The organism is Rhodococcus sp. 14-2483-1-2 (assembly GCF_002259405.1).
Taxonomy (GTDB): Bacteria; Actinomycetota; Actinomycetes; order Mycobacteriales; family Mycobacteriaceae; genus Rhodococcoides.
Window position 1 is genome coordinate 193,099 of the sequence record NZ_NPFW01000007.1, and the last position, 20,578, is coordinate 213,676.

A 20,578-nucleotide genomic window follows, 5' to 3' on the forward strand; every position below is an offset into this window, starting at 1 on the left:
CCCGAAAGGACCCACCCCGTGTTACCTCCCGCGCTCCCCAGACTCCAGTCTCCCGAATGGGACGGTGCCGTGTGGATCGGTGACATCGACCTGGAGCAGGATCTGCCGGAGTCTCTCGCCCTCGACGATTCCGACGGTTACCGCCGCGCCCGGTTGTTGATCCGACGCGGACTGGACCCGCTGGGCTTCGTCGAACTCGATGTCGTCGACGGCGCGATCGCGGCAGAAGACGCGCGACGGGCGGCCATGTCGCTCGCCCAGGTTCCGATGCCCGATGTTCTGCCCGACCCCGATCGGGCGCTGCCGCCGATCACCGTGGTGATCTGCACTCGCGACCGAGTCGACCATCTGAAGGGCGCGCTCGCGTCGGTGTCCGCTCTGGACTACCCCGACTTCGAGGTGGTCGTCGTCGACAATGCATCCCCGACCGATGCCACACAGCAGTACGTTCGCGGGCTGGACGACCCCCGTGTTCGCGTCGTGTCCGAGCCGACGGCAGGTCTGTCCAGGGCGAGGAACACGGGGTTGCGGGCGGCCCGACACGACATCGTCGCCTTCACCGACGACGACGTCGCCGTCGACGCGAGGTGGTTGCGCAGCATCGCGCGCGGCTTCGGGCGGGCCGATCGGGTCACGTGTGTGTCCGGCATCGTGCCGAGTGGGGAGATCAGAACTCAGGCGCAGGCGTATTTCGATCGTCGTGTCGGGTGGGCGAGTTCGGTGACGCCTCGGGTCTACGACCTGAAGAATCCTCCGGCCGACGTGCCGCTGTTTCCGTTCCAGGTCGGGATGTACGGGACCGGAGCCAATTTTGCGGTCGACCGCGGCCGGATGTTCGATCTGGGAGGATTCGACGAGGCACTGGGAGTGGGATCCCCGACCAACGGCGGTGAGGACCTCGACATGTTCTTCCGGGTCTTGATGGCCGGCGACAAGCTCGTGTACGAACCTGCGGCCATCGTGTGGCACCGTCACCGCGCCGATTCCGAGGCGTTGGCGGTGCAGGCGCGCGGGTACGGGCTCGGGCTCGGTGCGTGGCTGTACACGGTCGCCACCGACCGCAGATCGGCGACGCTGGCCGCCACGGTGGCCGTCCGCCGACTCGGCAGCGCAATTCGGTTGTCGGCCAAGATGAGCAAGGTCGCCTCCCCTCCCGACGATCTCGCTGCCGACCTGCCCGACGGCATCGGCCGGATGGAACTGCTGTCCATCGCCAAGGGCCCCGCGGCCATCCGGCGCAGCAGACGCGAAGGGCGCGAACGCACTCCTCTGGCGGGGGTGAGCCGTGAACCTGTCCTCGACTGATTCCGGATACCGATCCATCGCGGATCTGCGGCACAAGCTGTTCGTCCCGTCCGACTGGACCGTCGACTGGCCCGTCGGCACCACCGACTCCGCTGCAGGCACTCGGCGGCGTGCGGGTAGCCGATTGCGCTACTCCGACATCAGCGTTCTCGCCGCCCTGTCCGGTCTGGCCTCGATGATCGCGCTGCCGACGCTGGTTCGCGTCGTGCTTCTGACGGTCCTGCTGTTCTTCGGACCCGGTGCCGCGATCCTGTCGTGGGTGCGTATCCCGCGCACCGCGGTTCCTGCGGCCCTGCCGATCCTGAGCATCTCGGTGGTGACACTGATGGTGTCGGTGGCGATGTGGGGATACCGCTGGTCGCCCCGGATGTGGACGTTGTGGCTGTGTGTGGCCCTGATCGGCTCGTCGGTGTTGTGGTACCGCAAGCACGGCCGTCCCGACCTGCCGGTGTGGCTCTCGCGGGCCCGTGAGGTCGTCTCACCGTCGTCGCGAACGTCCGCCCTCGCCTCCGTGAAATTCGTCCTGACCGACCGCGAGACGTTGCGACGCAACGTTGCCGGCCTGATTCTGGCGCTGGCGTTCTTTCTGTGGCTACCGCTGTTGCCGGGTCTCGAGCGCGCGACGTACTCGCAGTTCGGACTGTTGACCGCCGGAACCGGCCCGGGACTGGTGCTGTGCATGGTTCTGATCATGGCGGCGTTCCTGATCGCGCTGCGACGTCATCAGCTGCGCACCATGCTGGTCGCCATCGGGCTGGCCATCGCGGTACAGCGATTCACCGTCACCCTCGTCACCTCCGCTCCGATCTACGACTGGACGTACAAGCACGTCGCCGTCACCGAGTTCGTGCTCGATCTGAACCGGCTGGCTCCGAGCGGCGTCGACATCTACAGCGAGTGGCCCAGTTTCTTCCTCGTCTCGGCCTGGTTCCAACACGTCAGCGGATACGACACGCTGTCTCTGGCGCACGTGTTCGCGCCGATGATCCACGTCGTGCTCGCGGCAGCCGTGTACGGACTGGCGCGGGTCATGAAGTTCGACAAACGCGCAGCGATCACGGCGGCGATGCTCGCCGAGGTTATCAACTGGGTCGGCCAGGACTACTACTCACCGCAGGCCTGGGCCCTACTGCTCGCCGTGGGCTTCCTGGCGCTGTTGATGTCCTCGTCGCTCACCCGAGCCGCGGCGTTCCTGTCGATCGTTCCGTTCGCGGCCCTGGTCCCCACGCACCAGCTGACGCCGTACTGGCTGATGGCCGTCGCCGGCGTACTGCTGGTGACGCGACGAGCCAAGCCGTGGTGGTTGATGATTCCGCTCGGCATCATCTTGCTGGGATACCTGTATCCGCGACTGCCGATCGTGGCGCCGTACGGACTTTTCCAGGGGTTCGACCCCGTGCAGAACGCCGCGAGCAACGTCGAGGCGGAGGGCGTGCTCGGCAAACAGATCACGTCACTGGTCTGCCGCGCACTGTCCGGCGGGGTGTTCGTGTTGGCGTTCGCCTCGGCGATCTACGCCTGGCGCACCAAGAAGACGTTCTGGGCACCGATGGTGATGGCGTTCGGGTCGATCATGCTGCTCGCAGGGCAGAGCTACGGCGGCGAGGCGATCTTCCGGGTGTATCTCTACGCGATCCCCGGCTGCGTACTGCTGATCACGCCGATGTTCCTCGCACTGTTCGATCGCACACCGTCCCAGGATCGCCCGTCCCGAGCCCGCAGGCTCACCGCACGGACATCGGTTGCGGTCGCCACGGCCGGGGCCCTCGGCTCCGCCGTGCTGGGCCTGCAGAGCTACTTCGGCCTGTGGCCGATCGTGCTCGAACATCGCGAACAGATCGACGACGCCCGAGCGGTGGCCGCGGCGTCGCCGTCCGGCACCTCGATCACGATGCTGTACTCCTCGGGCTACCCGGCCCGGTCGACGTCGGACTACGGACGGCTGACCGAGGCGAACGAGTACTGGGACGTACCGCTCTACGCGCTGGGCCCCGAGTACATGGAAGGCTTCCCGACGCCCGAGAAGCTGGGCCAGATCGACTACAACGCGTCGATCAGCGACACACCCACCTACATGGTCCTCACCCGTCAGTCGCTCGAGGCGATGCAGTACTACGGGTTCGTCGCCGACGATGCGGTCGCTCGTTTCCGCCAGTGGCTCGCGACCAATTCGGCGTGGTCGGTGCGGTATCAGGACGTCAACACGATCGTCTACCAGTACCGATCTCGTTGATTCGCGTCACAAACTATGACGTGAATCTCCAAACAATCTCCCAGTTGGTTTGTTTACAGCTTGACAAACCAGTCGCATCTTTTAAGCTTACTTTCAGTCAAAGGAAACAGGTTCTTGCGCTTCAGAACGATCGCGAGGCACTGTCTGTGGATGCGGCGGGGGTCGTTTCACGGAGCTCGGAGACATCTGCCCATCGCACTCGACCCATGTGGAATGGATATGTTGAATCGTCAGAATCCCCGCGTCAGTGTCGTCATCCCGACGCTCAACGAGGCCGCGAACCTTCGTCACGTCCTCCCCCTGCTCTCACACGACTACGAGCTCGTGCTGGTCGACGGTGGATCAGTCGACGGCACCATCGACGCCGCTCGCGAGATCCGCGGTGACATTCGCATCATCAAGCAGACCCGCAAGGGCAAGGGCAACGCGCTCGCCTGCGGCTTCGAGGCCGCTACCGGCGACATCATCGTCATGTTCGACGCCGATGGCTCCGCCGATGCTGCCGAGATCCCGCGCTTCGTCGACGCCTTGATCGCCGGTGCCGACTTCGCCAAGGGCAGCCGGTTCTGCGAAGGCGGCGGAAGCCACGACATCACGCCGCTGCGCCGCGCAGGCAACGGTGGACTGCACCTCGTGGCCAACACGCTCTTCGGAACTCGCTTCTCGGATCTCTGCTACGGCTACAACGCCTTCTGGCGCGATCTGGTGCCGGTCCTCGACCTGCCCGTCGTCGATCAGCCGGGTGCCGAGGGCATGATGCTCTGGGGCGACGGTTTCGAGATCGAGACCATCATCAACTGCCGCTTCGCCGAGGCGTCCGTGCGCATCGAAGAGGTGCCGAGCGTCGAGTTGGCTCGCATCTACGGTCAGAGCAACCTGCGGACCTTCTCCGACGGCTTCCGGGTGCTGCGCACTCTGATGACCGAACGCATGCGTGCCCGCAGGATCAAGCGCAAGTCCATCGTTCGCCCGTTGCGGGAGTCGATCGACGCCCGTACCGACATGGACCTCGAGTTCGAGGCTCTGGAGTCGTACAACGAGGTTCTCGAACTTCGCGAGAAGACGGCGTGAGTCTGCCGACTTCCTCGGTAGTCATCTGCGCATACACGTTGGCTCGATGGTCCGAACTCCGGACCGCCGTGACGGCAGTCCTCGACCAGGATGTGCCTGCCGACGAACTGATCATCGTCATCGATCACAATGCGCAACTGGCGGAGCGGGCACACGACGAGTTCTCGCCGCTGCACCGGACCGTGAACGTGGTGGAGAACAACCACCCTCGCGGCCTCTCCGGAGCGCGCAACACCTCGCTCGATCTCGCGACCGGTGAGATCGTCGTCTTCCTGGACGACGACGCCTCACCGCGCACCACGGAATGGCTCGGAGCCATTCTGTCCCATTACTCGGATGATGCCGTGTACGCCGTTGGGGGCTCTGCATACCCGGTATGGCCGGACAAGCGTCCGGCCTTCTTACCGGCCGAGGTAGTGGGTGAACCCGGCGAACTCGATTGGGTCGTCGGGTGCACCTACCGCGGGCAGCCGACGGAAACCGCTCAGGTCCGCAATCTCATGGGCGCGAACATGTCGTTCCGCCGTGAGCCCGTCGTCGCACTCGGCGGATTCGTCTCCGGCATCGGCCGGATCGGACGCGTCCCGCTCGGCTGCGAGGAGACGGAGCTGTGCATCCGTCTGCGCCAGACGCATCCCGATGCGCAGATCGTGTTCGATCCCTCGATCGTCGTCGATCACACGGTCAGTGCAGACCGCACTCGTCCGCGCTATCTCATCACGCGCAGCTACGCCGAGGGCGTGTCCAAGGCCGCCATCGCCCGGTTGATCGGGTCCGAGGACGCCCTGTCCTCGGAGCGGGCCTACACCGCCAAGATTCTGCCTCGCGCGGTCGGCAGAGAGACCAGCGCCGCTGCGCGCGGCAACCCGGTGCGTGCCTGGGGCGCGATGGCCGTGGTGGCAAGTGTTGGCGCGGCCGGAATCGGCTATGCCCGAGGAAAACTCAGCCCGAGCCGCTAGCGGCACGTGCACAGCTTGGGCCATGGACTGAATTCGTAGTCCACTACGAGCTTCCGCTCACGACCTTCGGCGCCACCGAGGCCCGCTCCATGGAGTTCAGCGCGCGCACATGTCCCCGCGGTGCACTCGCGCCACGACTGATGAGAGTCAGCGTGCGAGGTTCGTTCGGTGCCAGGTGGAACCACGAGTCGGACACCTCGAAGCCGTCGATGTCGACGCAGACGTACTGCGCCGGCCAGTCGGACCGGACTGTCAGTTCCCATGTCCCAGAATCCGTTTCGACGACATCCGCGGTCAATCCCACCGTGTTCTGACGGCTCTGCGCACCGACGAGAGCGGTGGTTCGCGTCACCTCGACGCCGTTGTCGTCCAGGAACAGGACGGTGACGGCGGAGTAGGTTCGGCTACCGAAGCGGTAGGCATGGTTGCCGTCGGTGAAGGTGCCGACGATGGAATCCACCGTCAGTGCGATGGATCCATTCGCCGGGGCGCTCACCGTGCGCTCGAACTCGTGGCTGCCGCGCAAGGCGTGCAACACCACTCGAATACTGCCCGAGCGCGCCGGTCCGTCGTTGACCAGTTCCACCGAGTAGCCGTCGAGTCCGTTGTCGGACAACAGCAGTGCCACCGGGGCGCTGGACCGCGCCAACGCGTAGAAGGGTGCCTTGGGCACACCGGCGGTGTCGACGATGCCCCAGCCTGCGCCGGGCACCGTGTCGCGCAACGTCAGAACCAGGGCTCCGGCGCACCCCGAGGATGCTCGACGCCAGTGGCCGAACGCTTCGGTGAACGCTTCGACGACCGCCGCCCTACCGTAATCGAGGTACAGCTCGGCGTCGTCCCGCCGGATCAGGTGTGGATCGACGCCGAAGATCGTACGTACGTAGTGATCTCGCACGTCTTCGAAGTCCCAGGACGAGCCACGGTCACGTGGGACGGCGGCCTTCCAGTCCGGGTGGTGCCCGGCGACGGCCGCGGACCCGAAGAACTTCTCCACCTGCGCCCGTTCCGGGGGAACGGCAAAGGCCAGGCACTCTGCCGCGAAACGCACTCCGGCAGTTCGGATATCGGACAGTGGGCGCAGGTATCCGCCCACCCCGAAGTAGTGCGCGATGCCGTCACCCACATGGGTGTGCAATTCCCCCTGAGCGCTGGACGGGCTCGATGTCACATACGCCACAGCGGGCAGGCGATCTGCCAGAAAATCAGGAACAATGCTGTCCAGCATCTCCATTCGTTGATCCTCGGCTGCGAGACCCAACATCGTGGGTTGCTGCTGAGTCTCACTTCCGCCGCTGACGACCATCAGGGCGGGGTTGGCGGAGACGATGTCGGCGAACGCGTCGAGCTCGCGGGTGACTGCCGCGGTGTACGTGTCGTCGGTGGGCGGGTCGATGGTGCCGAACATGACGTCCTGCCACACCATGATGCCCAGTTCTGCACACAGGGACCAGAATTCGGGCTGCTCGTACACCAGGGTGCCGACGATGCGCACCATGTTCAGGCCCGCCGATCGGAGCTGCTCGAGAGCAGCCCGCAGATCGGCCTCCGGCGACCACAGCCGCACCGGGTCCAGCGGGGTCCACGTTCCTCCGCGGCAGAAGATGTTCTCGCCGTTGACCGTCAGTACTGCGCCGCCTGCAGTACGGTCCAGCTCGATCGTGCGAAACCCGACGAATCCCATGGGATGGACGATGCCGTCCACCTCGAGTGCGACGCGATACGTTCGCGGTCGGCCGTGCGTGTGCGGCCACCAGAGTTCGACGTCGGGCAACGTCACCGCCCGGTCGATGCGCTCGACGGTTCCGAGCTCGAAGGCCCTGTCGTCGATCAGAATTCGAGCCACCCCGGGAGCATCCAGGTCGGCGCGCAGTGTGACGTCGCCGTCCGTACCCGATACCGCCGTCCTCAGGTCGACGCGACGAACGTCCGGGATCACCGTCATGGACACCGGACGCCACGGCCCGACGGGTACCGGTAAGGGCCCGTACACGGGTGCGCGACCGAGCATCGTCGTCCGCTCGTGTCGCAGCCCCTGCGCGGCGATCAGTGACGATCGCCACCGACCGCGGGGGCGTCGAGACTTCAGATGTGCTGCCAGCGATTCGACGTGGACGGCGATAGCGACGGTGTCACCACAGTCCGTCAGATCGAGAGTCTCGGGAACGAACATCGACGCCACGGTTCTGCGCTGGACACCATCGATCCAGATCTGCGCACGGGTCGCGATGCCATCGAATCTCACTCGAACCCGGCGATGACCACCGGTGGGGACGTCGGCGACGAACCACCAGTCGTGATCGTCCGGATTCACCGCGAGTGAGTCTCCGAGCGCGCCGGCAACCGTGCCCGGCACCACTGCGTCGACCCAGTCGAGATCCTCGCGTAGGTTGGCGGGGTGAAGAACGGAACCGGCGTCGGTTCGGGCCAGCCGCCACCGAGCGCCGTCGAGCAGATCGATCACGCGCCCAATGCACCTGCAACGATGTCCATGGCGGCCGTCCAGTTCTTGCTCATCTCGATCAGCGGCTCGTCGAGCACCACATCCCGGCCACGTGCGGCGCGCGCCATCCGGAATTGAACGGCCTTGGCACCGGAGGCGGCGTCGAGGAAGTGCGGCGCTGCGGCGGCGGCTCCCGTCACGCCACGACCTTCGAGGTAGTGCACGTAGTTCGCCGCCAGTTCTGCCGTGGCACCGAACTGCCGGAGCAGGCCGAACGACCACAGGTGGAATGCGTCGGGCCCTGCGGTCTGCACGAGCGGGATGTCGGCGATGATGCGGCGAGCCAGCGCGTCGACGGGGTTGCCCGGAGCGCGGCGTGCCAGGTGTGCGCGAGCGACATCGAGGTCACGGTCACCGAAACCGGCGTCGAGAACCGTGGAGTCCACCTTGATCTGCTCGACGTACGGCAGCAACACCTCGGCGTGCGGTTCCGGAGCGAGATTGAAGATCCCGTCGAAATCGGCCCCGGTGAGCTCGAAGTAGCCGCGATTGTGGAAGTAGCCCATCACCTTGCCGTCGCGATCGACGAGATTCGGCACGATGGTGGTCTTGGTGTGCTGGTTGCGGTAGCTGGTCCCCGCGGTGTCGGGCAGCCAGAAGCCGTCGACCTCCACGGTGACGTGGATGCCGTCTTCCAGGCCTTCGACGACATGCTCGAGCACAGGACGCCACACGTTCATCTCGGCGACGCCGATGCCGTACAGGGTGCGCAGGTCCTCGGGCGCGATCTTCACGAAGTCCCACTGTCTCCCGTCGCAGCCGGCGCTCAGCACGAAGGCGAGAGCGGGTGTGGGATCTGCACCGAACGAGTGCAGAACTTCGATCCACAGGTCGACGTAACAGTTGGTTTCGGTCCAGATGCGGTCGTGATTGTGTATCGGGTGTGGTCGGTAACCGATGGGGTCGAGTTCCAGGACTCGTAGGCTGGTCCCGAGCCTGTCCAGCACTGCATCGTTCGACATGAAGCCTCTCCTACCGGATCGAATGTCGGACGGTCCCCGAGCCGCATTTGTCCGTATTGCCTGTATCCAGGCCCCTAATGCTAACGAATCGGTTTGTTCTTCGCACTCGATCGGACGGTAGGATTGTTTTTGCCCGCACGAACTACTTCCAGGGCCACCATCTCGACAGCAGTGACATCTGCCCCCGGTAACGGGGGCAGTCACAGAGCGAGCAGTCGGTTCCGCGCCGGTAATGCTGGTGCGCAGCCTGTTCGTGATGACACTTGCATACTGGCTCTGAGCTGGGCACATGCCGAGTGTAGACAACACCTGACACATCCACGCCCATCTCGGGCACGCAATAGGAGGCACGAGCACGATGCGCCGATTCGCATCCAGCGCAGCGCTGGTCATCGGCTGGGCTCTGCTCGCAGTCGTCTTCGGAATGCTCCTCGTTCGCCAGATTGGTGTGACCGAGATCACTTTTGTTGCGTTCGTCGTCGGGGCTCCGTACCTCGGTGTCGCCTCGATCGCCGCCGTGATCCTGTTCGCCGCAGCGCGCTCCCGCATCGGGTCGGCCGTCGCAGTACTGATCACCGTTGCCGTCGTCGGCGTTCAGGTGCCGATGTACCTGTCCGACGGCCCGGACAACACCGGACCCGAATTGTCGGTCCTGACGATCAACGTCGCACACGGCGACGCCGACGCAGCGTCCATCGTCGACGCGGTGCGCACCCACGACGTCGACATTCTCGCGGTCCAGGAACTGACCCCGGAAGAAGTGACCGATCTGCAGGCCGCCGGCATCGACGACCTCCTGCCGTTCTCCTTCACTGCTGCCCTACCGGTGGCCGATGGCACCGGGCTGTGGAGCCGCACCCCGCTGACCGACGGCACCCGCCTCGACAACTTCGGATTCGTACCGGTCCAGGCGAAGACCACCGTCGACGGGCAGGATCTGACCGTCGTCTCCTTCCACGCGATGTCGCCTGCCACACCGCGCCACACCACCGAGTGGGACGCCGACCTGGCCAGGATGCGGTCCATCATGGAGACCTATCAGGGCACGGTGCTCGTCGCGGGCGACTTCAACGCCACCAACGACCACCGGCAGTTCCGCACCTTGGCATCGTCCCCGTTCTCCGACGCGGCAGACGGGGCAGGTGCGGGCCTGTTCCGCACGTTCCCGTCGGAGCGTCCGCTCGCGCGGCTGGACCATGTGGTGACGAGCGAGAACGTCCGCGCACGGTCGGTCGAGCCGTTGGCGATCCCGGACAGCGATCACCTGGCGGTTCTCGCGGAGTTGCAGCTGCCCTGATCCGGGCGGGCACCGACGCGAGCTAGAAGCGCGGCAACTCGATCACCGGCGCCGGAGGCAGCTGGATCTGCGGCAGCTGAATCTGCGGCAGGCCGGGGATCAGCGGCGCCGGGGCGGGAGCAGGCGCGGGTTCAGCGGGCGGCACGTATTCCGGCTCGGAGTAGGTGCGAGCCGGGGCCTGAGCGGCCTCGGTGGTCGGCGGCACGGTGGTGGTCGGCGGCGCTGTGGTGGGTGGCGCGGTCGTCCTCGGCGTCGTGGGCACTGCAGTGGCAGGTGCGCTCGTCTCGGCCGGTGCACTAGTCGGTTCCGTCGAACTGCCGCCGTAACCGAGGGACAACCCGAGTGCAGCGATGGCGACGAGGCCACCTGCGACGAGTACCGCGCCGCGGACCTTGCGCTTGGAGTCGGCAGGCTTGTCGGCAGCGGGCTCGGGGCTCAACCAATCGGGAGCCCCGGTCAGCGATGCGGGGTCGGACGGAGACTGTCGAACGCCCGGTTGTTGGCTCGGTCGACGCGGTGCGTCGGCCACCGGAGTCGCGAGCAGCGCCGCACCGCGTGCGGCCACCGATTCCGGGTTCGCCGGGGTGACGACGGGAAGGCCGATCCACGCACTGAGAATCGACTCCACCAGTGGAATGCGTGCCCCGCCGCCGATGAGGAAGAGGGCGTCGACGTGCTTGGGTGAACGACCGATCACGTCACGTACCAACCGCGCCGAGTACTCGATGGGAACGGTCACCAGAGACTCGAACGACTCACGCGAGATCAGGATCACGCCGCCGTCACCGGGCAGGCACACCGCGCCGCTGGTCGAGAGCTGTTCCTTGGCCACGCGGCACCGCGCGGTGAACTCGCTCAGTTCCTGGTTGTCGGCGATGTCGACGCCCTGCTTGGCGAGCTGATTGTCCGAGATGAGGCGATCGAAGTCGTCGCCGCTGATGTCGATGGTGCGCTCGGCGAGCAGAACCTGCCCGGTACCGCGGTCGATGACGCTGATCGTCAATCCGGAGCTGCCGAGATCGTAGAGAGCGATGGTGCCGAAGTGCCCCAGCTCGCCCGACGCCTCGAGGTACTGCAAGGCCGCGCGCGCCTCGGGAACCAGTCGGTAGTTGTAGAGGCGCTGACTCGCCATCGCCTGCTGGATCTCGCCGAACTGCTGCTGGTCCCGATACGCGACGCCTGTCGCTTGCACCGGTCCGCCGTCGCCCGGCTGCGAGAGCACGACGCCGATCGATTCGGCGGCCAATTCCTCCGCGCGGTCCCAGTAGGCGTCGACGGTGTCGTGGTGGAAATCGAGGCGACCCGAATCCTGAGGGCGCGCGTCGGGACGAGCCATGCGCACGGCACTGGCCCCCACCGACACACCGAGAACTTCGGTCATTACCCGCCTTCGGTCGACTTCCCCGTGAACACACGCCGAGACTCGATGTCACGAACGAGTCTCGATCCCCCCTACCAATGGCTCACTGTAGCGCGTCCCGCGGTGCACAGTGCGGGACCCGACCACAGCACTAGGGTTGCGGGCATGCGCGTTCTGTTCGTCTGCACCGGGAACATCTGTCGATCGCCCACAGCCGAGCGACTTGCGGCCGCATTCGCGCGCGAGGGTGGCTTCGAGCTGACCGCGAGCAGCGCCGGAACGCAGGGCTTGACCGGACACGCCATGGACCCGACGGCCGCGACGGTGCTGACGCAGCTCGGTGGCGATCCGGACGGTTTTGTTGCCCGACGCCTCACGCCTGCGATCGCTGCCGACGCCGACCTGGTTCTGACGATGACGGCGGCCCATCGCGATGCCGTCCTGGCACTTGCACCGCGGCAGATGCGTCGCACCTTCACGCTGCTCGAGGCGTCCGGTCTCGCGGCCGCGTCGGGTGCGCAGTCCATCGCGACCCTGGCCGACGCACGGGCGGTGCACCGGGTCGACACCCTCGACATCGGCGATCCGTATCGGCGCGATCACTCGGTGTACGAGCAGGCCGGGGAGTTGATCGCGCAGACACTGCCCCATGTTCTGCGGTTGTCGACGCAGTGAACGTCCACCTCTCGCCGCGTCGCTCCCTGAGGTAACGTTCTCGCATCATTGCCGACCATCCGGGTCCGGCCACGGCGTTAGGGTCTGTGCATGCGCGACAAGGTCATCGCGTCGGCAGCAGTGGCGAGCGCCGGAGTGGCAGTCGCAGTCGGCTTGACCATCGGCGCTCTCGGCGGCGCGTTCGACGACACGAGCCAGACCGTTCGCCCTCCCGCCCTGAAGTCGGACAGCCTGAGTTCGGTCGAGGCGACGCCGAGCTCGACGATCGTCATCGTCCCGCCGTCGCCCACCTGGCAGGTCGCAGTACCCACCACCGCTCGCCCCACGACGACCACTCCGGATCGCCCCGAGACCACGACGCGAAGCCCGCGCCGAACCCCGTCCTCGGACCGGACGACCACCACCACCGCCGCCGCGAACGATTCGGACGACGAGAGCACCACCACCGAGTCCGAATCCGACTCCGGGCGTTAGACACCGACCGGGTGTTCTCAGCCGGACTTCGTCAATGTCGTGTTGTCCCCGATTCGCAACGCGGCCACCAGCTCTCGGTAGAGCGAGTCGGTGTTCATGAGTTCGGAGTGCGTGCCCCTGGCGCGGACCACTCCGTCCTCCATCACGAGGATCGTGTCGGCGTCGAGCACGGTGGACAACCTGTGCGCGATGGTCACGACGGCGGAGTCGGTCGCGATCGATCGGATCACCTCGTGGATTGCCGCCTCGGTTCGGCCGTCGACCTGAGCCGTGGCCTCGTCGAGCAGAAGGATCTCCGGACGACGAACGATCGCCCTGGCCAACGCAATTCGTTGACGCTGCCCACCGGAAACGGTCGATCCGATCAGGTCGGTGTCCAACCCTTCGTCCAGGGCGCGGATCGCCGAGTCCAGATGTACCGACTCGAGCGCCGACCAGATGTCGTCTTCGCTGGCATCGGGATGGCTGAACAGTAGGTTCTCGCGGATCGATCCGGGGAGCACCGGCGTCTCCTGCTCCACGTACGACAACCGGGCTCGCACCTCGTCGATGGTCAGCTCGTCGTATGGAGTGCCGCCGAGCCGGATCTCGCCGGCCTCGGGCGTCAGGAAACGCAGGATCAACGAGAAGACGCTGGTCTTGCCTGCTCCGGACGGGCCGACGATCGCGGTGTGCCCACGCGCGGGCACCTCGAGGTCCATACCGCGCACGGCCGGCTCCCTGCCCGGCGCGTATCGGGCTGTGACGCTGCGGAATTCGAGAGCCGGAGCGGGCGCTTCGGTCTTCACCGAACGCGTGGGACCCGTCTCGCCTTTTTCGGTGACCAGATCGTCGATCTGGCGAATACGGGCAGCCGCCGCCATTCCGGCCTGCAGTGCGGTGATGTTCGTGGCCAGCGTGGACACCGGCCCCATCACCTGGAATGCGTACAGCAGAAACGCGATCAGGCTGGACACGGCCAATGCCCCGGTACTGACGCGGTAGCCGCCGAGACCGAGGATGCCGATGATCGCCAACTGCACTCCGCCCCCGGCGAACGTCCATGCCAGCGCGGAGATCTTGACCGCCCTGACGCTGTGCTGGGCGGAGATTCGCGCCTCGGCGATGACTCGCTCCGATTCGCGGGCCTCGGCTCTGCTGGACTTGACGGTACGAATCGCCCGCAGCGTGCCGTCGAGAATTCCACCGAGGCGGCCCACCGCTTCCTGGGATTGCCGCTGTGCGACGGCGATAGGAGGCATCAGGCGCGCGAACAACACCGCGATCGCAATGATGGCCGAGGCGATCGCGCCGAGCAGCACCAGATCGAGCACGGCCATGAGAATCAGTGCACCGACGAGGCCGACGACACTGTTGACTATGGCCACCAAGGCATTCGACGTGGCCTCGCGCAGCAGCACGGTGTCGGAGGTGACCCGGGTGACGAGTTCTCCGGTGGGCCGAGTGCCGAGACTTCCCACCGTGGCACCGAAATACTTGCGCACTATCGATTTGCGGGCGTCCAGGACCACGCGTTCGGCCAGCACCCCCAGCACGATCCACTGCAGATACAGAACCAGCGAACCCACCACGAGCAGACTCACCAGGATCAGCACCGGCCGTATCAGGGACGCGTCGGTGCCGAGGCCGTCGAGCACTCCTTTGGCCACCATCGGGGTAGCCAAAGCGGCTCCGGTTCCGATCAGGCCGAGTGTCAGCCCCAGCGACAGTGTCCGACGGTGCGGCCGGACGAACTGCCACAGCACGCGCAGATTCGGGACAGTTATCTTCTTCTTCTCCGCTGTAGCGATCTGCACGTCGACCATGGCACCAGTGTGCCGGACAGGGAGGTCAGGGCGGTCGTTCTAGGTCGCGTCCCAGATCATGTGCACGGTCGTACCGTTCTGGTCCGAGGTCACTGCGGCGCTGTCGGCAAGCGCCCGCATCAGAGGCACACCCCGCCCGCGGTTGGGGTCGGAGTTGTGCGACGCCCAATCCCCGCGATCGGTCACCTTCACCTCTATTCGACCCTCCACGGCACGCGAGATCCGGATGTCGAGTGTTCCGCGATCGGTGTGGTCTCGATACGCGTGCTCGACGCTGTTCGCTATTGCCTCGTACGTGGCCAACACCACGTCGTACGCACGATCGGGGTCGACGCCCACTTTGCCCAACCAGTCACCGAGCTCACGACGAAGCTCCGACGCTCGATCGGCGTCGGCAGGTTCGCCGGTGAACAGCAGTTCTTCCATTCGCGCACCTGCCGTCGAGATCGAACTGTCGGTACGTGAGTCGTCACCTCCGAAGAGAGTCGCCATCATGAATCCCGTCTACCCAAAAGTTCAGGATCTACCCTTACGAAGTGCAACGAATGCTTCGTCGACCGTTGCATAGATTCCGAACACCTCGTCCAGACCGACGAGAGTGAGGGGACGACCGGTGGCCGGACCATCCGCGACCACCGCAAACCCGGCGTCGCCGCCGAGTTGCTGATGTGTCGACGCCAACAGAGACATGCCGGCGGAGGCGAGAAATCCCACATCACTGAGGTCGATCACCACAGCCGAGGGCGATTTCTCGAGGACGAGAGCAACCGACTCGGACAGATCGGGAGCAGTCACCAGATCCAGTTCACCGGACACCGCCAGAACCACGTCCTGATCACGCCATTCCACAATCACATCGAAGTGCTGGGGCCCGAGGCCCGTGTCGTCCGCAGTCACATGCCGACTTTACCCCGGCCCACCCCGGCCGACTTTCTTCCACTCGGCCGAGTTGCTCGACTCCCACTAGGCTCGCTCCGGTGATCGAGGGACTGCAGCAAGCGGACCGTCGTCGTTCGGTCGGCGAATACGTCGCGGTCACGGTCGGCGGCGCTGTCGGTGCGGCGTTGCGGTACGAGGTCTGGACGTGGCGGGCAACGCCGAGGTGGCTGTTGATGAGCACCTTCGGCGTCAACGTGTTCGGTTGTCTTGTCGTCGGCGCTGCCCTGGGCTACCTGTGGGGACGGCACGCCCCGGTTGCCCGAGCCGGACTCTTCGGGCTGGCGTGCGGTTTCACCACGTTCGGCCTGTACGCGTTCCAGGCCGTGACGCATCGCGGTGCCTGGAATTCGGTGATGTATCTGGTGGGAACGCCGGTGATCGCGTTGATCGCCATGGCACTCGGCGCGGCGATCACCACGCCGAGATCGAGCAGCGCTCGATGACGACCATGCTCCTGGTGGCCGCCGGAGGCGGGCTCGCCGCGCTCGGGCAGTTCGTGTTCTCGCACGCGATCAGGTCTCGGCGACGGTTGTCCGCGCTCAACCTGGTGGCGTGCGCGGCGTTGGGGTTGGTGTTCGCCCTCGATCCACCGGACCGGCTTCGTTCGCTCGTGGGCATCGGATTTCTGGCGTCGGTGGCTCCGATGGCCACGGTGGTGCTGGCTACGCTTCGGCTCACTCGCGACCAGCAGTACCGCAGCGCCGCAGCGTTCTTTGCTGCGAACGTGGTGGGCGGTATCGCCGCGGTGATGTTCGGATTCCTGGCGTGGAAGTCCGGTATCACGCTCTATCACAAGATCTTCTGACTCGGCTCCGTCAGTCGCTCGCCGAGTCCTCGCACGGCCCCTGCACTCCGGCCTTGACGAATCCCGCGAGCTGATAGAGGTAGGTGAACTCCCATTCGACGAGGGAGAAGTCGTAGGTGCGTGGCGTCGGACGCATGGTGACGGTTCCGTCGAAGCACTGATCGAAGATGTAGCGGGCGCGCGGTAGGTGATATCGCCACGTGACGACGATGACGTGGTTCCACCCGCGTTCGCGGGCGAGTTCCTCGGTGAAGATCGCCTCTCCGCGCGTGGTCGACGGCACCGGCGGAATGCACAGCACCTCGAACTTCTGTGACGATGTGGCGCACGCCTTCTTCATCGTCGAGTCACCGGACCCGTAGGGATCGGAGAGCACCACCGTCTTCGCCAGACCCTGCTCGGCGAGCGAGATTCCGTAGGCCTCGCGGCCGTCGTGTTCGCCGCCCAGTACGACGATGGCGTCGGCCGTGGTCAGCGGATCGACGCGGGCCTTGGTGAATGCGACATAGCCACCGACACCGATCGCGGACACCAGGACAACGGGGATCGCGAAGGCCAGAAACAGCAGTAAGCGTCCGCGGAACACCTCACCAGGTTAGGGAAGGTGTACCGCGGGCGCGCGGTCAGAGACTCGAATCACTCACTCGGCTGCGGCACGTTGACGTTGCAGTCCGTGACCTCCGGGTTGACTCCGAAGTAGTTGAGCGGTCCTGCGACGACGGTGAGGGCGATGGTGCCCGCTCCGGCGCAGTTCTCGGGTGCGCTCTCGAAGTCTCCGCGCTGGTACGACGCGAATGCGCCGATGATCAGCCAGACGAGAACGATCAACGTTACGAACCTCATGGTGCCCCCTCGATCGGTCAGCCGCCGTTCGGCTGTCGGGAGCCAGGTATGTCCGATTGTTGCAGTCTTCAAACCATCATTGGTCGTTCTGCCTCGACAGAGTCTGCGACAGATAGTCACTGAGCGCCTGTTCCTGGACGCGATCGAGGGCGCGGGCCAGCTCCGCCTGCGCAGATTTCATCGCCAGGCTGCGCATCTTCTCGAACATCTCGGTGGTCTCGGCCACCTCCCCCGACTTGGGGAGCCAACCCGGGCCGTGTTGCGCGATCAAGTGGTCGGTCACGCTCCCCACCATCGACTCGGCGATGGCGTTCATCTTCGACGCGGTCCTCTCGTGTTGATCGAGCAGTTGCTCCAGCGTGAAGCCGTACTGACTCAGATCGACGAAGACTTCGAGGAGAGTGGGGTCGAGAATCTCGCACTGGTCGCCGTCGATCCTGATCAGTTTCGCCTCGATCAGTCGGGCAACGATGGCGTCGTTGTCCTCGCCGAGAAATTGGGCGATCAGTTCGAGGGGAATGACCGTGGTCTCTTCCGACGACCATTTACGGGTCACGATCTCCTGAAGGCCCAGGATCTCACCGAGGTCCTTGCCCTGCTCCCAGCCCGAGAGGAAATCGGCGATGTGCACCGAGGTGAAACCTCGCTGCAGCAGCGAATCGATCACCTTCAGCCGCGTCAGGTGATCGTCGCCGTAGATACCGACTCGGCCGCGGAGTGTGGGCGGCGGAAGCAGTCCACGCTCCTGGTACGCCCGCACGTTACGAGTGGTCGTCTTGGCCTCTCGAGCCAAGTCGTCGATTCGATACTCCACCGATCTCCCTACCTCCGCCGCGCGTCGACCCACAGGATATACGTCGACGACGCGGCGGAAGGTGGACCCGAACCCGAACGTCATCGCGACGGAAGCATGCTCTCGGCGGCCCGTAGCGGTTCCCGCGGCCGTTCGAAGCGGCCCGGGACCATCGTGAAATCGCCCTGCTCGACGCCTCTGAGCTGGTTGACGTACTGGGTGGCGAAACCGGGGAACATGGTTGCGTTGAAGCCGTCCTCGGTGAGATACCAACTGCTGCAACCCGAATTCCAGGTCGTCTTGGCCAGCTTGCGCTGCATCTCCTCGTTGTACGCATCCTGAACGTCCTGGCGCACGTCGGCGCTGTGCAGATTGCCGTCGAGAACCAGGGAGATCGCCTCGACGAGGTAGTCGATCTGGGCCTCCATGTACACCAGGGCGGAGCTGTGCCCTGGTCCGGAGTTCGGGCCGAAGGTGAAGTACATGTTCGGGTAGCCCGACACAGCGATGCTCTTGTACGCCTTGGCCCCTGCGCTCCACTCGTCGGCCAGCACCCGACCGTCGCGCCCGGTGATCGGGATGGGCGTCCCGGTGTTGGACACGTCGAATCCGGTGGCGAACACGATGGCGTCGAACTGATGCTCGATGCCTTCCACGGTGCGAATGCCCTTGGGCGAGAGCGTTGCGATCGGCCACGTGACCAGCGTGCAGTTCGGCTTCTGCAATGCCGGGTAGTAATCGCTGGTCATCAACAGTCGCTTGCAGCCGGCCCTGAACCGCGGAGTCAGCTGACGCCGCAGCCATGGATCGCGAACCTGACGCCGCAGATGGGCGCGACCGACCAGTTCGACGATGCGGGTCAGCGGGGTCTTCCAGACGACACCGAGGGCGACGGACTCGTGGCCCCAGAACCACAGCGAACGCGCGATGGTCTGAGCCTGCGGGTACCGAGCGTATCGACGCTTGGTGCCGCCCTGTGTCTTTCGGTTCACTCTCGGCAGCGTCCAACCGGGCGTGCGCTGAAACACCTTCACCGTGTCGGCGATCTTCACCAGTTCCGGAACGATCTGCACCGCGCTCGCCCCGGTTCCGACCACGGCGACCTTCTTACCCTCGAAGTCGTAGTCGTGATCCCACCGAGCACTGTGGATCTTGTGCCCCTCGTAGGTGTCGATGCCCCGGATGTTCGGCAGGCTGGCATTGGCGAGCGGCCCCGACGCCATCACCACCGTGCGCGCTCGAACATCGGGGTGCCCGTCGATGCTCAGGTGCCAATGCCCGGCCGCCTCGTTCCAGATGATGTCGACCACATTGTGCCCGAATCGAATACGCGACTCGATGTCGAACTCGTCCACCATCGTGTGGATGTAGTCGAGAATCTCACCGCTACCGGAGTAGGTGTGCGACCAGTTCGGATTCGGCGCGAAGCTGTACGAGTACAACCTGGACGGGATGTCGCAGGCTGCACCCGGATAGGTGTTGTCGCGCCACGTTCCCCCGACCGCACTACCGCGTTCGAGGATGACGAAGTTGTCGATACCTTTGTTGCGCAGTCGGATAGCGGAACCTATTCCGGCGAAACCTGCACCGACGATCACCGCGTCGAGGACACCTTCGCGCGCATCGAGCTCGCTCATGCGACGGGCTCGTAGGTCAGTTCCTTGGCCCAGGTCGGCTCGGAATTGAGAGTCTTGCTCGGGTACCGGCGAGTGAGCTTCACCAGGCCGTCCGCCAGGAGGTGATACGGGTGCTTGCGATTGATGACGATGCTGCCGTGCCACTGCACTATTCGGTACATCGGCACACGCAGTGCCTCGGGGCTACGCTGCCCGACACTGCGGAATCGCTTCATCGCGGTGTACAGGCGCTCCTCGTCGACGCCCATCTCGACGATGTTGTCGCGCATCTTGTTCAGCAGCGGGATGTACCGCAGCGTGCCGACGATGAGGGCCGGGTTCATCCATGCACCGACGGTGTCGACCAGAATCTTGCGCATCCGCGAATGCCCGAGAAGCTCGATCACGGCGAAATCGACTGCCAAATGCCGTGATTCGTCGGAGTTGATCTTCTTGAAGACTGCCTGACACACCGGATCGTCGATCTCGTCCATGATGAACTTGACCAACGCACCGTCCAGCGCGACCTCGAGCATGGGAATCACGGTTCCCAGCACGGCCAGAGACAACCCGTCCGAGTGCTTGTCGAGCCAGTCGATGACGAGCTTGACGTTGATGTTGGGCTCGGGCATCTCGTCACCGTCGAGCATGCCCCAGCGTCGCATGAGAGCGAGCTCGGCATTGGCGTGCTTCTGTTCTTCGGCGTGGAAGTAGCGGTAGATCTCTGCCAGCGTCTCGTTCGGGGCCTTGAGCGCCATGGCCGCGAAGCCCCGAGCGCCGACGTTCTCGATCCACATCAGATCGGACATGAAGGGCTTGAGCTTGGCGTGCAGTTCCGGACTGATGGTCTCCGCACCCGGGCCGTCCCAGTCGATGTCGGCCAGCGCCCATTGACGGTCCTTGATCTTGGTCAACATGTCTTCGAAATCCATTGCCAT

At 65.2% G+C, this 20,578-nt stretch carries 20 protein-coding genes; 9 read left to right on the forward strand and 11 right to left on the reverse strand.

Going from position 1 to position 20,578, the window contains the following annotated elements; translation table 11 throughout:
* Positions 1-18: 18 nt before the first annotated feature.
* The 4 genes from CH295_RS05565 (at position 19) to CH295_RS05580 (ending at position 5,568) form a co-directional block, all read left to right on the forward strand.
* Positions 19-1,305 carry a glycosyltransferase family 2 protein gene (locus tag CH295_RS05565; RefSeq protein ID WP_094740000.1) on the forward strand — a complete coding sequence of 429 codons (1,287 nt, stop codon included), beginning with the start codon at positions 19-21 and terminating at the stop codon, positions 1,303-1,305.
* Positions 1,286-3,538 (forward strand): hypothetical protein, encoded by a 2,253-nt coding sequence (locus CH295_RS05570; protein WP_094740001.1) that lies wholly within the window; start codon positions 1,286-1,288, stop codon positions 3,536-3,538. Before CH295_RS05565 ends, CH295_RS05570 begins: the two co-directional genes overlap by 20 nt.
* A 213-nt stretch (positions 3,539-3,751) precedes the next feature.
* Positions 3,752-4,609, forward strand: a complete 858-nt coding sequence (locus tag CH295_RS05575; protein WP_094613278.1) for a glycosyltransferase family 2 protein — start codon at positions 3,752-3,754, stop codon at positions 4,607-4,609.
* Positions 4,606-5,568 (forward strand): glycosyltransferase family 2 protein, encoded by a 963-nt coding sequence (locus tag CH295_RS05580; RefSeq protein ID WP_094740002.1) that lies wholly within the window; start codon positions 4,606-4,608, stop codon positions 5,566-5,568. Before CH295_RS05575 ends, CH295_RS05580 begins: the two co-directional genes overlap by 4 nt.
* A 43-nt stretch (positions 5,569-5,611) precedes the next feature.
* Here the strand turns inward: CH295_RS05580 and CH295_RS05585 are convergent, their stop codons facing one another.
* Together CH295_RS05585 and CH295_RS05590 are read right to left on the reverse strand one after the other, a co-directional pair.
* Positions 5,612-8,032: a glycoside hydrolase family 2 protein gene (locus CH295_RS05585; protein ID WP_094740003.1), complete on the reverse strand. Its 2,421-nt coding sequence runs from the start codon at positions 8,030-8,032 to the stop codon at positions 5,612-5,614.
* Positions 8,029-9,033, reverse strand: a complete 1,005-nt coding sequence (locus CH295_RS05590; RefSeq protein ID WP_094740004.1) for a DUF1839 family protein — start codon at positions 9,031-9,033, stop codon at positions 8,029-8,031. Before CH295_RS05590 ends, CH295_RS05585 begins: the two co-directional genes overlap by 4 nt.
* Before the next feature lie 358 nt (positions 9,034-9,391).
* On the opposite strand from CH295_RS05590, the gene CH295_RS05595 reads away from it, so the two are divergent.
* Positions 9,392-10,330 (forward strand): endonuclease/exonuclease/phosphatase family protein, encoded by a 939-nt coding sequence (locus CH295_RS05595; protein WP_094740005.1) that lies wholly within the window; start codon positions 9,392-9,394, stop codon positions 10,328-10,330.
* A 22-nt stretch (positions 10,331-10,352) separates the two neighbouring features.
* On the opposite strand, the gene CH295_RS05600 is transcribed toward CH295_RS05595, so the two are convergent.
* On the reverse strand, positions 10,353-11,711 hold the full coding sequence (locus CH295_RS05600) for a DUF7159 family protein (protein ID WP_052047954.1): 1,359 nt from the start codon (positions 11,709-11,711) through the stop codon (positions 10,353-10,355).
* 144 nt (positions 11,712-11,855) lie between these two features.
* Between CH295_RS05600 and CH295_RS05605 the strand changes: the two genes are divergently transcribed.
* Both CH295_RS05605 and CH295_RS05610 read left to right on the forward strand, forming a co-directional pair.
* Positions 11,856-12,365 carry an arsenate reductase/protein-tyrosine-phosphatase family protein gene (locus CH295_RS05605; RefSeq protein WP_082323784.1) on the forward strand — a complete coding sequence of 170 codons (510 nt, stop codon included), beginning with the start codon at positions 11,856-11,858 and terminating at the stop codon, positions 12,363-12,365.
* Between the two features lie 90 nt (positions 12,366-12,455).
* Positions 12,456-12,839, forward strand: coding sequence for a hypothetical protein (locus CH295_RS05610; protein ID WP_094740006.1), 384 nt, complete (start codon positions 12,456-12,458; stop codon positions 12,837-12,839).
* A 17-nt stretch (positions 12,840-12,856) separates the two neighbouring features.
* Here the strand turns inward: CH295_RS05610 and CH295_RS05615 are convergent, their stop codons facing one another.
* Genes CH295_RS05615 through CH295_RS05625 form a run of 3 tightly spaced genes read right to left on the reverse strand, consistent with a single transcriptional unit; the run spans position 12,857 to position 15,496 of the window.
* Positions 12,857-14,644: an ABC transporter ATP-binding protein gene (locus tag CH295_RS05615; protein WP_094740007.1), complete on the reverse strand. Its 1,788-nt coding sequence runs from the start codon at positions 14,642-14,644 to the stop codon at positions 12,857-12,859.
* A gap of 39 nt (positions 14,645-14,683) precedes the next feature.
* Complete coding sequence (locus CH295_RS05620) at positions 14,684-15,139, reverse strand: ATP-binding protein (RefSeq protein ID WP_094740008.1); 456 nt, start codon at positions 15,137-15,139, stop codon at positions 14,684-14,686.
* A 21-nt stretch (positions 15,140-15,160) separates the two neighbouring features.
* Positions 15,161-15,496 (reverse strand): STAS domain-containing protein, encoded by a 336-nt coding sequence (locus CH295_RS05625; protein WP_371828454.1) that lies wholly within the window; start codon positions 15,494-15,496, stop codon positions 15,161-15,163.
* Between the two features lie 125 nt (positions 15,497-15,621).
* On the opposite strand from CH295_RS05625, the gene CH295_RS05630 reads away from it, so the two are divergent.
* Together CH295_RS05630 and CH295_RS05635 are read left to right on the forward strand one after the other, a co-directional pair.
* Positions 15,622-16,026, forward strand: coding sequence for a fluoride efflux transporter FluC (locus CH295_RS05630; RefSeq protein WP_037194014.1), 405 nt, complete (start codon positions 15,622-15,624; stop codon positions 16,024-16,026).
* Positions 16,023-16,388: a CrcB family protein gene (locus CH295_RS05635; RefSeq protein ID WP_037194013.1), complete on the forward strand. Its 366-nt coding sequence runs from the start codon at positions 16,023-16,025 to the stop codon at positions 16,386-16,388. Before CH295_RS05630 ends, CH295_RS05635 begins: the two co-directional genes overlap by 4 nt.
* Positions 16,389-16,398: 10 nt before the next feature.
* On the opposite strand, the gene CH295_RS05640 is transcribed toward CH295_RS05635, so the two are convergent.
* From CH295_RS05640 to CH295_RS05660, 5 genes are all read right to left on the reverse strand, one after another.
* Positions 16,399-16,974, reverse strand: a complete 576-nt coding sequence (locus CH295_RS05640; RefSeq protein ID WP_094740009.1) for a YdcF family protein — start codon at positions 16,972-16,974, stop codon at positions 16,399-16,401.
* A gap of 50 nt (positions 16,975-17,024) precedes the next feature.
* Positions 17,025-17,231: a hypothetical protein gene (locus CH295_RS05645; RefSeq protein WP_037194008.1), complete on the reverse strand. Its 207-nt coding sequence runs from the start codon at positions 17,229-17,231 to the stop codon at positions 17,025-17,027.
* A gap of 76 nt (positions 17,232-17,307) precedes the next feature.
* A complete protein-coding gene (locus CH295_RS05650) occupies positions 17,308-18,045 on the reverse strand; it encodes a MerR family transcriptional regulator (protein WP_037194220.1) in 738 nt (245 codons plus the stop codon).
* 80 nt (positions 18,046-18,125) lie between these two features.
* Entirely contained in the window at positions 18,126-19,661 is a 1,536-nt protein-coding gene (locus tag CH295_RS05655) for a flavin-containing monooxygenase (protein ID WP_094740010.1), read from the reverse strand.
* Positions 19,658-20,578 carry a hypothetical protein gene (locus CH295_RS05660; RefSeq protein ID WP_037194003.1) on the reverse strand — a complete coding sequence of 307 codons (921 nt, stop codon included), beginning with the start codon at positions 20,576-20,578 and terminating at the stop codon, positions 19,658-19,660. The genes CH295_RS05655 and CH295_RS05660 overlap by 4 nt, the downstream gene beginning before the upstream one ends.

Coding starts and splice junctions, on each gene's coding strand:
- CH295_RS05575 (WP_094613278.1), top strand. CDS start 3,752: ATGGATATGTTGAATCGTCAGAATCCCCGCGTCAGTGTCGTCATCCCG.
- CH295_RS05590 (WP_094740004.1), bottom strand. CDS start 9,033: ATGTCGAACGATGCAGTGCTGGACAGGCTCGGGACCAGCCTACGAGTC.
- CH295_RS05595 (WP_094740005.1), top strand. CDS start 9,392: ATGCGCCGATTCGCATCCAGCGCAGCGCTGGTCATCGGCTGGGCTCTG.
- CH295_RS05600 (WP_052047954.1), bottom strand. CDS start 11,711: ATGACCGAAGTTCTCGGTGTGTCGGTGGGGGCCAGTGCCGTGCGCATG.
- CH295_RS05605 (WP_082323784.1), top strand. CDS start 11,856: ATGCGCGTTCTGTTCGTCTGCACCGGGAACATCTGTCGATCGCCCACA.
- CH295_RS05610 (WP_094740006.1), top strand. CDS start 12,456: ATGCGCGACAAGGTCATCGCGTCGGCAGCAGTGGCGAGCGCCGGAGTG.
- CH295_RS05615 (WP_094740007.1), bottom strand. CDS start 14,644: ATGGTCGACGTGCAGATCGCTACAGCGGAGAAGAAGAAGATAACTGTC.
- CH295_RS05620 (WP_094740008.1), bottom strand. CDS start 15,139: ATGATGGCGACTCTCTTCGGAGGTGACGACTCACGTACCGACAGTTCG.
- CH295_RS05635 (WP_037194013.1), top strand. CDS start 16,023: ATGACGACCATGCTCCTGGTGGCCGCCGGAGGCGGGCTCGCCGCGCTC.
- CH295_RS05645 (WP_037194008.1), bottom strand. CDS start 17,231: ATGAGGTTCGTAACGTTGATCGTTCTCGTCTGGCTGATCATCGGCGCA.
- CH295_RS05655 (WP_094740010.1), bottom strand. CDS start 19,661: ATGAGCGAGCTCGATGCGCGCGAAGGTGTCCTCGACGCGGTGATCGTC.
- CH295_RS05660 (WP_037194003.1), bottom strand. CDS start 20,578: ATGGCAATGGATTTCGAAGACATGTTGACCAAGATCAAGGACCGTCAA.